Consider the following 13611-nt stretch of genomic DNA (forward strand, 5'->3'; position numbering starts at 1 on the left):
ACAATTACGGATTACCGTGCTGCGCGCGCGAGGTCATATGTGCCGGACCATCAAGATCGGGAAGAATAGCCCAAGAGGAAATTCAACATGTCCGTTTCGACAAAAGGCCCCGCAGCACCCGCCCCCAAAGAGAGTCACGATTTGATCGTGAGCAAGAGCATTCCAATGACCACCCGCACTGGTTTTGAATTTCATGTGCGGCCGGTTGCACCATCCGATGAAGAGGCTCTGGCCGAATTTTTCAATCATGTGACCAGAGATGACCTGCGCTTCCGCTTTCTCTCTCCGATCCCGGAAGTGGGCAAGGAGTTGCTATCTTATCTGATCAATGTGGATCACGATCATAAAGAAGATTTTCTGGCACTCGACATTGATGACAAGACCATCATCGCCAGTGCAATGATTGGCGCCAACGAGGACAAGTCGGTTGCTGAAGTCGCGATTGTTGTACGCAGCGACTACAAGCATCGCGGGATGAGCTGGACCTTCCTGGAATATGTCATCAGCGAAGCCAGGCGCAGCGGCATCAAGAAACTGCAATCGATTGAAAGCCGCGAAAATCACGCGGCAATCGAGCTGGAACGCGAAATGGGGTTTACCGCAAAAAGCTATCCTGGAGATGCGACGCTGATGCTGCTGGAATTTGACCTTACGTCCAGCAGGCCTGAAGCCTGATAAACGGCCAAGGGCGCGATCGGCGTCGGCGCGCGGCAACCGGGGCTTAGTCTACGGATATCGATCCGGTTGCTTCGCAAGCCCCTTCACTCATCATGTTTTTCTAGCATTTTGGCCAGTGGTTCTGCCTCGTGCGGTCCAAAGGCCTTGGCGATTTCTGCGCGTAGTTTCTGGCTTGTTTCAGTCCTCAGATTTTGACGGATAACGCCCAGGGCTCGCGGTGCGGCGACCAGCACCAGATCGATTTTGGCGTCGCGGGCGATCTGATCCATGCGCTCCGCCACCTCCCGCGCAAAACGGTCCTCCGCCTGCTGATGCAGGTCGGTCTGTTCATAGGCGCCCTTGCGCGGACTTGTGCTTTGCGAACTGCGGCCTGGCCGATCTGTACCCAGCTCGGATGACCGGGGAGACGGATTCTGATGCTCTTCCAGAAGCTCAAGGGCGGGCTTGAAAGCCTCACCGATATTGCGGAAAATAGACATGCGCGATCCATCGACCGCCACGATCAAACTACCATTGCGTATCAGCACTTCTGTTTCCTGTATTTGAGTTTAGGCCCTATGCTGCGTTCAAGATACAGCATGTTACAAGCTACGTCACGATAACATATAATTACGACGACCGGGGCCGCTACTGCGATAGGTATTGTTACGGATGAAGCTCTTGAAAGTGCAGGATATCAAAACAGTTCAGACGGCCTGACGGCCATGCTCCGAACAAATACGTAAAGACAAATCACATCGGCTTCTGGAATTTGGGTCATCTCGTTTCAATCCACAACGTGATCCGATGGGAGTAAATCATGCCCCTCTTGCCTGACCTTTGTAAACGCACCATCAGGACTGTAGCGCTGATGCTCACTTTTGTGCTTGTCGCCTGCGCAACTGCCACGCCTTATCAACCGAATATTTCGGGGCAAAGAGTATCTGGCGGCTATTCCGATACCCGCATCGCCGATGACCATTATCGGGTGGACTTCGCCGGGAATTTTTTTACCTCGCGTGATCGTGTCGAAGGCTATTTGCTTTACCGAGCAGCAGAACTCACCGATCAGAATGGCTATGACTGGTTCATGCTAATTGATCACCGGACCGAACGCGACCGCCGTACCTATGTTGATCGCTCTCCGCGCTATGACCCCTGGTACGGGACCGGTTATCTCTATTGGCAACCGCATTGGCGCTATTATCGCGGCAATGGCTGGACCACCTGGCATCCGCATTTTGGCCGTCGGTTCTGGACCTATGATGTTGATGTGCGAACCGTCGAAAAATTTGAAGCCCATGCCGAGATAAAAATGGGCCGCGGGCCGATGCCGGAAGATGGCCAGAAGATATTTAACGCTCGTCAGGTTCTGGTTGATCTGGCGCCGACGATCGAGTGGCCGAAAAGCTAGTTGCAGATCGATTCAGCCTAGTGACAATTACGTAATGACCATGGATCTCGAGAGGCATATTTTCGCTGGCAACACTAAAAAAGGAGTGAGAAAAATGAACAAAGAAGCAACCCTGAGCCATCCTCAGCATGACCATGATTATGGCAGTCAGATCGCAGTTATCCGCAGCGATCTGGAACGTCTGCAAGGTGATATTCGCAAGTTGAAGGACGATGTCGCTGAAGATGCCTCGGAACGGATGAAGCAATTCACTGAACAGGCAACCGAAACGCTCAAGGAAAAGGGCGAAGAGCTGCGAGAGCGTGGTGCAGAATTGCGCGAAGCAAGCGAACAAAGAAAAGAGGCAATTGCCAACGAGGTTCAGCAACATCCTTTTGCCAGCGTGCTGGCGGCAACGGGTGCGGGCCTGGCGATTGGTGCGCTGGCCATGTGGGCACAAAATGGGGTTAAACCCTGACTTCCTAAACCCAGGCTTCCGAAACCCTGAATGCTACGTCGAATCAAAGTCTGACAGCCGATAGATATGTCGGGGCCGCAATAGCGCGGCAAGCTAGGCGATATCTTCGTTGGGTATAGGATATTCCGGTGGACGTTCGCCCGGCTGCTCAGGTTTAGGGGCCGGTGTTTCCGGTGATCCCGGGTCGCTAATCCGATCTGGATCAAGCGGCGGTGTCTCCGATGGCTGAGGGGTAGGGAATTCGTCCGGTCGTCCGGGCTCTTGTTGCGCATGATTGGTCATTGGGAGCTCCTTCCATTGCCGCGCCAATGTCTCTCGCGGTCCCAATGAGCGCTATCCGCAGATATACCTAAGTCAGTGCTGCGTCGGCTTGGCAGCCAATGTGTCACCAGCCTCGGCTGCAAACCCTATCCTTAGCGCTTCAGCCAGACTCCGCACGCGCAGCTTCTCCATCATGTTGGCGCGATAAATCTCGACCGTACGGGGCGATATACCAAGATCATAGGCAATGGTCTTATTGGGATAACCGGTCATAAGGCCATCCAGTACATCGCGTTCGCGTCCGGTCAGACAGGCCAAGCGAACCTGCGCTTCCGATGATGCCATTTCCTTCAGTTCGTCATTTTCCAGACGTTCAAAAGCCTCTTCCATGGCGGCCAAAAGCGCTTCTTTCTCATAGGGCTTTTCAAGAAAATTGATCGCGCCTGCACGCATCGCTTGCACCGCAATTTCGACATCGCCATGACCGGTCAGGATGACGACCGGCATGTCAATGCCTTGCTTGACCATCTCCTGCTGAACTTCCAGCCCGCTCATCTCGGGCATCCGGACATCCAGCAATACGCAGCCACGCTCCGCATTTTTTGCAAGCTTCAGAAAGGCGACACCCGATTCCACCGGCCGGACCTGAAATCCGGCATGGCGCAGCATGAACGCAGCGGAACGGCGTACGGCATCATCATCATCCACAACATAGACCAGGCGTTCATTCGACATTAAATTGCTCCTCGGCTGCTTTTAACAGGAATATGCGGAAAATCGTGCCCCCTTTCGGATTGGGTTCGGCGTATATCTTGCCTTCATGTGCCTCGACAATGGTGCGGCAAATGGACAGACCCAGTCCCATGCCGCCGCCCTTTGTCGTGGCAAAGGGCTGGAAAAGCTGGTCGGCCATTTCCGGATCAATGCCGCTTCCGGTATCGGAAATTGCGATTTCAACTCGGTTATTGGGCGCAGATTGGACACTGATGCCAAGCTGTTTGACGGGACTGTCGACCATGGCCTCAATCGCGTTGCGCATCAGGTTGACCATTACCTGTTGTATCTGCACGCGGTCTGCAAAAACATGATTGGTATCAGGATCGATGTTGGTCTTGCATTCAATACCTTTGTCATAGGCGCCAACCAGGCCCAACGTCATGGCATCTTCAACCATTTGGGCGATCGACAATATCTGCCGGTTGATCTCGCCCTTGGCGACAAACTCGCGCAGTCGCCTGACAATGGTTCCTGCGCGCAGGCTCTCTGACACACTTTCCTGCAATGCCTCATATAGCAGTGCCTTGTTGGCATCCGCGCCTTGATCAAGCAAATCGCGTGCCGCCGAAAGATAGTTGGCAATCGCGGTGAGAGGTTGATTCACCTCATGGGCGAGCGCGGAGGCCAGGGATCCAACCGCGCTGAGCCGGGATGCATGCATGAGATCCTCTTGCAGCGCCTGTAACTCCGCCTCGGTTGTTTTCTGTTTTGTCAAATCAACAATGAAACCGGTGAATAGGCAATGATCAGCGGTTTTTGCTTCTCCGACTTCCAGCCTTATGGGAAATATCGTGCCATCCTTCTTTTGAGCTTCAACCGTTCGGCCGATGCCGATAATTTGTTTTTCACCTGTGCGCAGATAGCGTTCCAGATAACCGTCATGCGCGTCGCGGTGAGGGGAGGGCATCAACATGCTGACATTTTTGTCCAGCATTTCTGATTCCTGATACCCGAACAGATCTTCGGCTGCGATATTGAAAGACTTGATCAGGCCACGCTCATTAATGACCACCATGGCATCGGGAACGGTGGCGAGCGTTGATTCCAATATTGCATTGGATCGTTCAGCGGAATCCAGTGCGCTTTGCCATTCAGAAACATCGCGCGAGGTTATCACTGCCGCGTTGATCGTCCCATCCTCGTCTGAAAGCGCCGCCAGCCGGCATTCCATAAGATGGATGGTGCCATTGACTCCATTCAGCTCTACGCGAAAAGGTTCGCTAATCTCACCCCCATTGCCGCTGAGCAATTTTTTGAAGGCTTCCCTGTATATGCGCTGATAGGGGCGGGAAATCAGGGTCAGCGGAGCGCCTTCCGGAAGGTCTTCAAGGCGCGCAACTCCGATTTTCGCCAGACCGGCCTGATTCATGTCTATAAGTTTGAGATTGCGATCAACAATTGCAATGCATTCAGGAAGAGTGGCCAGCACAGCTTCGAGATAATCCTGACGGTCGGCCGTGACAGTCATGTCTTCGCGCATTGCGCAACATCCTTATGAAATTCATGCTCCCGTACAGGCTCAATAGTACATGATTTTCTGATCATTCCGAACTCCAAAAATCTTGAGAAAGCTACGCGCCAGAAAGCAAAAGCTGGAAATACGTAAAACTACGTAGGGAACACCACTGATTTTGCCTCCCGGATAAAGATAATATTTCTTGTGATTGAAACGGACAGAGAGATTCGAGACAAAGCGAGGACGAGCAGATGACCAAGAAAAAATCGAAATTACCAGCCCAATCAAGCGGCTCAGCCAGCAGCACCCGGCGCATCAATGTGCCGGTTCAGGCGAGCAATGTCTGGGAACCGCTCAACCGGTTGCGTGACGAGTTTGACCGGATGTTTGACGAAACACCAGGCAATGCTTTCGGCTCCAGAATGTTGCAGAAATTTTATGATACGGCCGATCCGGTGGTCGAATTGCGCGACAAAAAGGACGAATATGAGTTGGTCGCCGAAGTGCCGGGCATGAGCAGTGAAGACATTGAAGTAAAGCTCTCCGACGGCATACTCCGTTTGTCCGGTGAAAAATCCGAAGGCCATGAAGAGGAAGGTGAAAGTTTCATGTTTTCCGAACGGCACTACGGTATGTTTGAACGGGCAATCAAACTGCCGGATGGTATTGATCATAAAAAAATCAGCGCGGACGCCAAAGATGGCCTGTTGACGGTCCATCTTCCCAAAAGTGTCGAAGCGCTGAAGAAGGAACGCAAGATCCCGATCAACGCCGCTTAGCTAGCGGGTTGAGGAGGTACGCAGGTCGCCTTTCCATCCCTTCAAGCGCCCTTTCCCCCCCCCACCCCCCCCGGGGCGCAATAAGCAGGGAGGGCGGCCTGCACCCGTTTTTCTAACCTGATGGGATAGTTTCTAAATATGGCTGACACAAAAATGACTAGTAAACCCATCCTTCTGGCGACTGATATGACAGCGCGCTGTGATCGGGCCTTTGATCGCGCGCTGATGCTGGCGAAGACATGGGGTACGCGCCTGATCGTGGTCCACGTACTAGACCCCAAACAAGCGAAGAAAAAAGGACTGGTGCCGAAAGAGGCGCGAATCCAGCTGGAAGAGGAATTGCCCGAAACAGATGTGGATGTGGAATTCGTCATCCAAATGGGAAATGTCGGGGAGCTGGTGATAGAGACCGCCAAGCGGGAACGCTGCGGCATGATCGTAACCGGTGTTGCTCATTATGATGGGTTCACTGATGTCTTCCTGGGATCACCGGTGGACCATATTGTTCGTCACGCCGATGTTCCGGTGCTGATCATCAAGCGCAAGCCGGTCAAACCCTATAGCAGCATATTGATCGCGACCGACTTTTCCGATTGTTCAATGACGGCTCTCAATAGCGCTGCGGAACTATTTCCGCAGGTGCCGCTCCATCTCGTTCACGCCTATAACCTGCCCTATAGTGGCTGGCTGAAATCCGATCAGGTCGCACAGGATATCGGTTCTGAAGAAGCCAAATCAATGGAGCGGTTTTTGGCTCAGACAACAATCGATAATGCCACGTTCAACCGCCTCGAGGCTTCCAATGAAAAAGGTGAACTAGGGGTTGTGCTGTTCAAAAAGATCAAGGAAGTGAAATCTGATCTGGTGGTACTGGGAACGCACGGCAAAAGCGGTTTCATGCGCGCCAGCATGGGCAATAATGCACGGGTTTTGTTGGGATGGTTGAAACAGGATGTGATGATGGTGCGCGACCCGCAATAATGCGAAGCCAGCGATCCGCTTCAGCCTTTATCAGCATATAAAAGCCGCCCGCTACCGAGCCGGCGGAGAATCTGGTCAAGGTCGGTTTGCGAAAAAGCAAAGCAGCCCTGGCTGCGGCCTATCTTCCCGTGTTTACTCACCATCTTGTCATCGACATACCATGCGCCGTGGATGACTATAGCCCGCTGATAAGCCATGTTGTTGCTTGGTTCGAGCCCATCCAGGCGGCGGGACCGTCCGTGTTTCCCGACATAGGCCGCCGCCGTCCTGTAGCTGCCACCAGAGGAGGCTTCGGAGCCCGGCACATTGGAAAATTCTTGCAACCATCCGGTATGCTTCTTGTCCGACCCCTTGCCATGGGCCACCAGCAAAGAGGTCGTACGGCCATTCATCATATCAACAAGGTGGAAGCGGGGTTTGGCTGAATGCTGACCATAGTCGGCAATTCCGATAACATCTTTATGTTTGATAGATGTGTCATGCGTTGCCAGCGCCGCTTTTGCCTTTGCAAGCAATTTGGGATCAAGCAAGGACGGGGTCTTGGCTATTGCAGGCAGAGTTGGCGACAATAATGTGCCCACACTGGTACCGAGTCCAATCAGGCCCGTTTTTAATATCGTTCTGCGTTTCATCATCAAGATCTAACAGAATCCGCGGTTTTTGCGATTATGTAGATATACTTATTGTGGGAAGGAACCGCTGACGAAACAAGGGATGGATGAGAAAATTCCTGATTTCCATGGCCATGATGCTGATGTTCGGAACGGCTTCGGCACAGCCGGTAAGCCCGCCACAATCGCCGCCGCCACTGCCTTGGACTCCGGCACAGGTGGTTCATTTACAGGCACTGATTGATGATATGCCAGCCGAGGGGCTTGCTGACTGCCAGATTTCCAGCCGCTTTGGCCTTACGGATGCAAAAGCCGCAACGGCAGCCGCAAAGCAGCTTGCACAGGCCTATCTTCAGGGATGTCTCAAAGGCCTGGGTCGTGCGCGCTGGCATATCAAAAGCCGCGACAATTTGATCGACAATGACCGGCTGTTGCGATTGGCCCTGAGCCGCAACGAGCTAGGGCCGTTGTTCGAAGCCTATAAGCCGCAAAACCCGCATTATGAGATGCTTCGCCAAGCGTTGGCCAATGAAGTCGATCCTCAAAAGCGTGCGGCAATCGAGCTGAACATGGAGCGCTGGCGCTGGATGCCGCTTTATCTTGGTAAGACCTATCTGATCGTCAACGCTGCGAGCTTTGAAGTGACCCTGTGGAAGAACCACAAAAAATTTGGCACCTGGCCAGTGATCGTAGGCAAGACCAAAACGCCGACGCCCATTTTTGATACAAGAGTGGAAGGCGTTGTCCTGAACCCCTGGTGGGAAATTCCTTCCTCGATCGTCGCCGAAGGGATCGGTGCGATGGTACGCAATCGACCAGCGACCGCTCGCCGCAAAGGTTATGTGTTTCAAAATGGCCGCTATCGCCAGCGTCCGGGCCCCGGCAATGCCTTGGGATTGATGAAGCTTATCATGCCGAACGCCTATTCGGTTTACCTGCATGATACATCAAACAGAAAGCTGTTTGGGAACGAAGTCAGAACTTATAGCCATGGCTGTGTACGGGTGGGCGATGCGATTGGTTTTGCCAAGACGCTATTGGCCAATGATCACTCGGGCGAAGCCGTGGATATGATCCTGGATGAAGGCAAGACGGAGAGGCTGAAAATGAAGCAAGCCATCCCGATCTACATCGCCTATTTTACCGCCGAGGGTGACGGTGATGGCGGCGTTTCTTTCTATCCAGATATTTATCGGCGCGATGGGCCAGACATTTATCGGCGCGACGGGAAAGCCGCTGTCGTGGCAGCATCCGAAATCCGATCTGGAGAAGACGTCTGCTATTCGTAAACGCGGCTCAACGTAATTTTTCTTGCTGATAGCTTTCCAGGGCTCGTTCAAGAGACTTCAGCATTTTTTCGCGATCCTGATCAGATGGCAACGCACGAACCTTCTGCTGTACCGAGGACCGCAATGCTGCGAGCCGCGAGGTCCAGTCTTGCGGTGCGATGAGCTGGTCGGCATCGCTGCGCGCAGCTGATTGCAATCGCGCCTGTTGATGCGCCTCCAACGTCCATTGTTCGCCGAGCGCTGGCAGTACCGGCTGACTATACTGACCTGTGGCGGTGAGGTCTTTCGACAGAGCGTGCAGGCCTGCTTCTTCGCCATGGACCAGAAATATGGTTCCCGAGATCGGACTATGTTCCTTGATCCATTGGGCCAGTCCTTTGCGGTCGGCATGATTGGAATAGCCATGAAGGACGGCGATATCGGCGTTGACGTTAACATCATTGCCCGAGATGCGGACCAATTTGGCACCGTCCATCAGGACAGACCCCAATGTTCCGGCGACCTGAAAGCCCGTAAACAGGACCCTGGATTGCCGCTTGGGCAAATTGCGGATGAGATGATGACGAATCCGCCCGCCCTCACACATTCCCGATCCGGCAATGATAACAGCACCGGTAATCCGGTTTAGCTGCTTGGATTCGGCGACCGACTGGATGAATCGGATGTTGGTACGTTTGAGCAATTCCGCTCCGTTATCGCGATATTTCAGCACCGCCATCGTCACTTTTTGTGCGAGCGGAGCATCGAGAAAAACATTAACCGCCGATAGTCGCCCTGAGTCAAAAAGGGCGAGAAAATCCTCCAGAATGATCTGGGTGCGTTCCACCGCAAAGGCAGGAATCAGCAGGTTTCCACCGGCTTTGAGCGTATCCTCGACGAACTGTGCCAGCGCTTCCCGGCGTTCGCTGATCAGCGTTTCCTCCCGTTCGCGCGCGCCATAGGTTGCCTCACAGACAATATGATCATATCCGCCAAGCTGCAGTCCGGCGCAGTTAATTGCACTTCCCGAACCAATGTCTCCCGAAATCATCAACCGTTGACCACCGATGTTTATCTCCGCCGAGGCGGAGCCGACAATATGCCGCGCGTCCCATAGTCGGAACGATACACCATTGCCCAGATCAACCTCTTCGCAATACTCGACTGTTTCGATGCTTTTCATCAATTTGGTGACGTCCGATCCGCTGTAAAGCGGTATGAAGGGCGGCAGGCCTGCGCGGTCTGCGCGCCGGTTGCGGCGCTCGACCGATGCAGCTTGCAGCTTCGCCGAGTCGAGCAGCAGCGGCTTCAATATGTCAGCGGTAGGACTACTGCAGTAAGTCGGCGCCTTGCAGCCATGAGCATGTAAACACGGCAATTTCCCGCTGTGATCGAGATGAGCATGGGTGAGAATGATCGCATCGATTTTTACGGGATCAAACGGTAGCGGTTCATAGTTAAGCCGTTCGAGTGAACGGGTACCTTGAAACAGGCCGCAATCAACCAGGATGGTTTTGCCGGCACCACTGATTTCAAAACAGGAGCCCGTAACCGTGCCAGCTGCACCGTGAAATTTGATATTGGTGGTTTCGGTCATTACTCAACCCCGAAAAACCTAATGGGAAACAATAAGCGGCACCGGGCAATCTCTAAACAAACTTCGTGTAACGCCGCCAAAGAGAAATTCGCGCGCTCGGCTGTGACCATAGGCACCCATCACCATATAGCTGCCATGCAAGGCTTCGACGGTGGATAGCAACACGGCCTCGACAGACGGTTTCTTGGCGGACATGCTATGTATTTCCGAAGTGATGCCGTGACGCGAGAGATATTCTGACGCGGCCAGTGGAGGCAGATCGTGATCCTTATCTTCATCCACTGTCAGGATGTGCACAGCGCTCGCCAGATGCAGCAATGGCACTGCAGCACGCAGGGCGTTCCCGGCTTCAAAGCTGCCATTCCAGGCTACCACGGCAACGCCTGCGGCATCGAATTTCTTGACGCTATCGGGCTGCACTAGTGCCGGGACATTTGTGTTGAACAGGACATCGCCCAATATGCCCATGGGCAAAACATTATCCTTGTCGCCGCTTGCGGAACTCAAAACCATAATATCGGCCAGCGCCGAGTTGCGGGCCAGGCCGCGCGCCGGACTGGCATTGACCTCCTGATAGTCCCAGGGGACATCTTCATCCGCCATGCGGCTCTCAATTTCGGCGCGCAGTTTTTCGTCGGCATCCCGTGTCAGCTTCGCAACATCATAAACCACCGACATGCCGGTTACACCATCAAAGGCCATCTGCGGATTGTAGGGATTGGCGCGCAAGCAATGGAGATGACCATGAGTTGCGCGAGTGACATCCAGCGCCGCCTGCAGTCTCGCCTCCAAACCAGTGTCATCATTGACGTAGAGCAGCACGGATTTCATGATTTTTCTCCTATTTTTGATGACCTTCTGCTTGGAAAGCATCAGTTGAAGAAGTGTATCCCCATCGTTTTTGGCTCTGTATAAGGGATAATACGGAGCCGCAGACGGCGGTCTCAATCGCCATTGGCGCCATGATCGATCATCTTTTTCAGCCAGCGTTCGCGATGCTTGGCGCTGCCATCGACATTACCGATCAAGGAGGTCGCAACCGGGTCGACACCGGTCAGAGCGAGAATATTGCGTTTGAAACTCCGCACGCTATGCGAAGCAAAATAGGCTCGATAAAAAATCGCCGGCATCCCCATGGTGACAACCAGGCGAGCGGATCTTCCGGTAAGCAGTTTTTTGGGCATTTTTCGATCGCCCTCCTCGCCATAATCGAGCGCGAAGCCCGGGCGATAGGCCTGTTCAATAAAGGCTTTCAGCAGGGCCGGCATATCACCCATCCAAAGCGGGTAGAAAAATACGATATGCTGTGCCCATTTTATCGCGTCCTGCCCTGGTTTGACGCTGGCTGGCAGGTCTTCTTCCATCCATTGTCTGCGGCTTTGCAATATCGGAATATCCTGTCCAGCGAGGCGGATTTCGCGGACCTGGTGACCTGCCTCTTTGGCTCCATGGGCATAAGCGGAGACAAGGGCATGGCCGAACCGGGCCGGATCGGGGTCAGGATGACCGTCAATAATCGCGATGCGTTTCATGGTGTTTCTCCGCTATTCGTCTGCGTCCTTCTCTTGATCGGCGGGGCTTTGCCATTGGAAGGCCGCGACCAGCTCCATCAGCGCTTCTTGTGCGGGCACATCAAGTTGGTGCGGATAGGATGCGATCAGACGCGCGTCCCAATAGCCATAGTCAATCGCGGTTAGACTGACATGCCAAGGAACCTTATCTCTTTGCCCGTCAAATATGCCTTGATAGGCGGACAGGTCTTCCCGTCCTGAAACGAAATAGTCGCCTTCTGACTCAATGGACGCGCTGGCATAGTGCGACATAACCGTGGGCTTGATAATCTGATAGTGATCGCGCGCGGTCAGGTCTTCGAGATGGACGACCGCGATATCGACGGCCACCAGCTGCTCGCCAAACACGCGCTCATAGCGGATCTGGAAATTGTCGCCGGAAAAATCGGTGGTCATTTCACACAGCCGTCTGAACCCAGCTGATTCGGCCGGGAACACAAAACCGCTGTCTTTATGGACGATGGCAGAGCCGCCCTTATAAGGCGCAAACGGATCGAACAGCGGCTCTGAACCGATCACACATTCGGCTGCGGCGGGTGTGCCGACGAGGCAGAGCAGCGCTGCGCCAACCAGAAGGCTGCGCGAATATCGTGCACGATAAATCATGGTGACTCCTCCATTTTAACCCCCTTTATCGATCCGCTCTTATTCGTGGCTGCGGATCACTCTGAATGGCAGTTCGCTGCCATCGGCTTCGGTGATCGTCAGATATTCGCCGACCTTGATCGGATGATTTTGCAGTCCGAATATCACTTCATCGTCATCATCGCCGACCTTGTAAGAAAACGCCCAACCCTTGTCGCTGGATATGACAACACCATTCTGATCCTGCTCGCCCGGCCAGAAGCGCCGGACCACTGGCCGTTTTTCCGCTTCACGAAGCGCCACTGGATCAATCAATCCTTCGTTATCAAGCGGTACACGAAATACATAAGCGTGAGCCGACGATCCATTGGGATGATCGGCAGTTCGGGCCAATTCAAGGCGTATTGTTTTCCAAGTCATGCTCGATATCTGGCGCGTGATCGAGCGCAGCGCGATACGCAATATTGCGTAGTTCAGAATAGCCGTATCAAACGACAGCCCCCCAGCCGGATTCCAGAAACGAACCGGGTGCATGCCTGAAAGCAGTATGATTGAGAAGAGAGACTGGTGCGGTCGAGAAGACTCGAACTTCCACGGGGTATTAACCCCACAGCGACCTCAACGCTGCGCGTCTACCAATTCCGCCACGACCGCACTGTCATCCGAACCGGGCCATGAGACCCTGGTAGGCGCGTGCCCTTAGCAAAGGGTGGATAGGCCCGCAACAGATATTGTTGATGCTGATCAAACGCGCTGAGCGCATTAAGAGCGCCGCGAAATATGTCCCCATCTCATACAGTCTGGCTCGTTTCGTCCGTTTTTTGGGTGCAAAGAACGGAATATTATCGCGTTAACCTTCTATTTACCTTGTCAGGCAGCGGTTTTGCGGGCTTTTCTTGGCTTATGCAGTGCAGCTTGTTCTCTTTGACCCTGTTGGCCGCGACCATGATGGCGGCCACGCCGGCAGTCGCGAAACCGGCAACTTTAGCTGGATCATCGGTGCAATCAGGCTCGCGGGTGCAGGTTACCGTCTCGGCGCGCATTGTGAGCGGAGAAGTCATATATTTTGGCAGCGCGGAGCAGCGTGATGCTGCCAAACCGCGATCAAAAAACCATGTTGCGCCAATGGTTCGGACGCGCGGGCAAATCACTCTGGATGATCAGCAGCGCGTTGGGCTTACCGAATTTCACTAATCG

General features: G+C 53.7%; 17 protein-coding genes and 1 tRNA gene. 7 read left to right on the forward strand and 11 right to left on the reverse strand.

What is annotated here, in order from left to right; genetic code table 11:
• The first annotated feature begins 87 nt into the window (after positions 1-87).
• The gene (locus DG177_RS11945; protein ID WP_337658775.1) at positions 88-675 is read left to right on the forward strand and encodes a GNAT family N-acetyltransferase; all 588 of its coding nucleotides are present in this window, start codon (positions 88-90) and stop codon (positions 673-675) included.
• A gap of 86 nt (positions 676-761) precedes the next feature.
• On the opposite strand, the gene DG177_RS11950 is transcribed toward DG177_RS11945, so the two are convergent.
• On the reverse strand, positions 762-1205 hold the full coding sequence (locus tag DG177_RS11950; RefSeq protein ID WP_108811688.1) for a baeRF12 domain-containing protein: 444 nt from the start codon (positions 1203-1205) through the stop codon (positions 762-764).
• A gap of 272 nt (positions 1206-1477) precedes the next feature.
• On the opposite strand from DG177_RS11950, the gene DG177_RS11955 reads away from it, so the two are divergent.
• Positions 1478-2071, forward strand: coding sequence for a CC0125/CC1285 family lipoprotein (locus DG177_RS11955; RefSeq protein WP_337658777.1), 594 nt, complete (start codon positions 1478-1480; stop codon positions 2069-2071).
• Positions 2072-2165: 94 nt separating this feature from the next.
• Positions 2166-2528, forward strand: coding sequence for a DUF883 family protein (locus tag DG177_RS11960; RefSeq protein WP_337658778.1), 363 nt, complete (start codon positions 2166-2168; stop codon positions 2526-2528).
• Between the two features lie 93 nt (positions 2529-2621).
• Here DG177_RS11960 and DG177_RS11965 read toward each other — a convergent pair whose 3' ends face one another.
• From DG177_RS11965 to DG177_RS11975, 3 genes are all read right to left on the reverse strand, one after another.
• On the reverse strand, positions 2622-2810 hold the full coding sequence (locus tag DG177_RS11965) for a hypothetical protein (RefSeq protein WP_108811690.1): 189 nt from the start codon (positions 2808-2810) through the stop codon (positions 2622-2624).
• Between the two features lie 72 nt (positions 2811-2882).
• Positions 2883-3524, reverse strand: a complete 642-nt coding sequence (locus DG177_RS11970) for a response regulator (RefSeq protein WP_108811691.1) — start codon at positions 3522-3524, stop codon at positions 2883-2885.
• Positions 3514-5046: a PAS domain S-box protein gene (locus DG177_RS11975; RefSeq protein WP_108811692.1), complete on the reverse strand. Its 1533-nt coding sequence runs from the start codon at positions 5044-5046 to the stop codon at positions 3514-3516. Before DG177_RS11975 ends, DG177_RS11970 begins: the two co-directional genes overlap by 11 nt.
• A gap of 227 nt (positions 5047-5273) precedes the next feature.
• Here DG177_RS11975 and DG177_RS11980 point away from each other — a divergent pair, with 227 nt between their 5' ends.
• Together DG177_RS11980 and DG177_RS11985 are read left to right on the forward strand one after the other, a co-directional pair.
• The gene (locus DG177_RS11980; protein WP_108811693.1) at positions 5274-5801 is read left to right on the forward strand and encodes an Hsp20 family protein; all 528 of its coding nucleotides are present in this window, start codon (positions 5274-5276) and stop codon (positions 5799-5801) included.
• A 138-nt stretch (positions 5802-5939) separates the two neighbouring features.
• A complete protein-coding gene (locus DG177_RS11985; protein ID WP_108811694.1) occupies positions 5940-6782 on the forward strand; it encodes a universal stress protein in 843 nt (280 codons plus the stop codon).
• A 20-nt stretch (positions 6783-6802) separates the two neighbouring features.
• Here the strand turns inward: DG177_RS11985 and DG177_RS11990 are convergent, their stop codons facing one another.
• Entirely contained in the window at positions 6803-7417 is a 615-nt protein-coding gene (locus DG177_RS11990; protein ID WP_108811695.1) for a murein L,D-transpeptidase catalytic domain-containing protein, read from the reverse strand.
• 83 nt (positions 7418-7500) lie between these two features.
• On the opposite strand from DG177_RS11990, the gene DG177_RS11995 reads away from it, so the two are divergent.
• Positions 7501-8682, forward strand: a complete 1182-nt coding sequence (locus DG177_RS11995; RefSeq protein WP_108811696.1) for a L,D-transpeptidase family protein — start codon at positions 7501-7503, stop codon at positions 8680-8682.
• Positions 8683-8689: 7 nt separating this feature from the next.
• Here the strand turns inward: DG177_RS11995 and DG177_RS12000 are convergent, their stop codons facing one another.
• The 6 genes from DG177_RS12000 to DG177_RS12025 all read right to left on the reverse strand — a co-directional run bounded on the left by DG177_RS12000 (position 8690) and on the right by DG177_RS12025 (position 13068).
• Positions 8690-10258, reverse strand: coding sequence for an MBL fold metallo-hydrolase (locus DG177_RS12000; RefSeq protein ID WP_108811697.1), 1569 nt, complete (start codon positions 10256-10258; stop codon positions 8690-8692).
• 18 nt (positions 10259-10276) lie between these two features.
• Entirely contained in the window at positions 10277-11089 is an 813-nt protein-coding gene (locus tag DG177_RS12005) for a universal stress protein (RefSeq protein WP_337658779.1), read from the reverse strand.
• Between the two features lie 113 nt (positions 11090-11202).
• Positions 11203-11790, reverse strand: coding sequence for an NAD(P)H-dependent oxidoreductase (locus tag DG177_RS12010; RefSeq protein WP_108811699.1), 588 nt, complete (start codon positions 11788-11790; stop codon positions 11203-11205).
• A gap of 12 nt (positions 11791-11802) precedes the next feature.
• Positions 11803-12435 (reverse strand): hypothetical protein, encoded by a 633-nt coding sequence (locus DG177_RS12015; RefSeq protein ID WP_108811700.1) that lies wholly within the window; start codon positions 12433-12435, stop codon positions 11803-11805.
• A 39-nt stretch (positions 12436-12474) separates the two neighbouring features.
• On the reverse strand, positions 12475-12834 hold the full coding sequence (locus tag DG177_RS12020) for a hypothetical protein (protein ID WP_108812947.1): 360 nt from the start codon (positions 12832-12834) through the stop codon (positions 12475-12477).
• A gap of 145 nt (positions 12835-12979) precedes the next feature.
• Positions 12980-13068, reverse strand: a tRNA-Leu gene (locus DG177_RS12025).
• 261 nt (positions 13069-13329) lie between these two features.
• Between DG177_RS12025 and DG177_RS12030 the strand changes: the two genes are divergently transcribed.
• Entirely contained in the window at positions 13330-13608 is a 279-nt protein-coding gene (locus DG177_RS12030) for a hypothetical protein (protein WP_337658780.1), read from the forward strand.
• Positions 13609-13611: the final 3 nt, after the last annotated feature.

Origin of the sequence: Sphingorhabdus sp. Alg231-15, from assembly GCF_900149705.1 — a bacterium.
In the GTDB taxonomy this organism is placed as follows: Bacteria; Pseudomonadota; Alphaproteobacteria; order Sphingomonadales; family Sphingomonadaceae; genus Parasphingorhabdus.

Excerpts from the sequence above, each read along its gene's own strand:
- DG177_RS11945 (WP_337658775.1), top strand. The coding sequence starts at position 88 with ATGTCCGTTTCGACAAAAGGCCCCGCAGCACCCGCCCCCAAAGAGAGT.
- DG177_RS11955 (WP_337658777.1), top strand. The coding sequence starts at position 1,478 with ATGCCCCTCTTGCCTGACCTTTGTAAACGCACCATCAGGACTGTAGCG.
- DG177_RS11960 (WP_337658778.1), top strand. The coding sequence starts at position 2,166 with ATGAACAAAGAAGCAACCCTGAGCCATCCTCAGCATGACCATGATTAT.
- DG177_RS11965 (WP_108811690.1), bottom strand. The coding sequence starts at position 2,810 with ATGACCAATCATGCGCAACAAGAGCCCGGACGACCGGACGAATTCCCT.
- DG177_RS11970 (WP_108811691.1), bottom strand. The coding sequence starts at position 3,524 with ATGTCGAATGAACGCCTGGTCTATGTTGTGGATGATGATGATGCCGTA.
- DG177_RS11975 (WP_108811692.1), bottom strand. The coding sequence starts at position 5,046 with ATGCGCGAAGACATGACTGTCACGGCCGACCGTCAGGATTATCTCGAA.
- DG177_RS11980 (WP_108811693.1), top strand. The coding sequence starts at position 5,274 with ATGACCAAGAAAAAATCGAAATTACCAGCCCAATCAAGCGGCTCAGCC.
- DG177_RS11985 (WP_108811694.1), top strand. The coding sequence starts at position 5,940 with ATGGCTGACACAAAAATGACTAGTAAACCCATCCTTCTGGCGACTGAT.
- DG177_RS11990 (WP_108811695.1), bottom strand. The coding sequence starts at position 7,417 with ATGATGAAACGCAGAACGATATTAAAAACGGGCCTGATTGGACTCGGT.
- DG177_RS11995 (WP_108811696.1), top strand. The coding sequence starts at position 7,501 with ATGAGAAAATTCCTGATTTCCATGGCCATGATGCTGATGTTCGGAACG.
- DG177_RS12000 (WP_108811697.1), bottom strand. The coding sequence starts at position 10,258 with ATGACCGAAACCACCAATATCAAATTTCACGGTGCAGCTGGCACGGTT.
- DG177_RS12005 (WP_337658779.1), bottom strand. The coding sequence starts at position 11,089 with ATGAAATCCGTGCTGCTCTACGTCAATGATGACACTGGTTTGGAGGCG.
- DG177_RS12010 (WP_108811699.1), bottom strand. The coding sequence starts at position 11,790 with ATGAAACGCATCGCGATTATTGACGGTCATCCTGACCCCGATCCGGCC.
- DG177_RS12015 (WP_108811700.1), bottom strand. The coding sequence starts at position 12,435 with ATGATTTATCGTGCACGATATTCGCGCAGCCTTCTGGTTGGCGCAGCG.
- DG177_RS12020 (WP_108812947.1), bottom strand. The coding sequence starts at position 12,834 with ATGACTTGGAAAACAATACGCCTTGAATTGGCCCGAACTGCCGATCAT.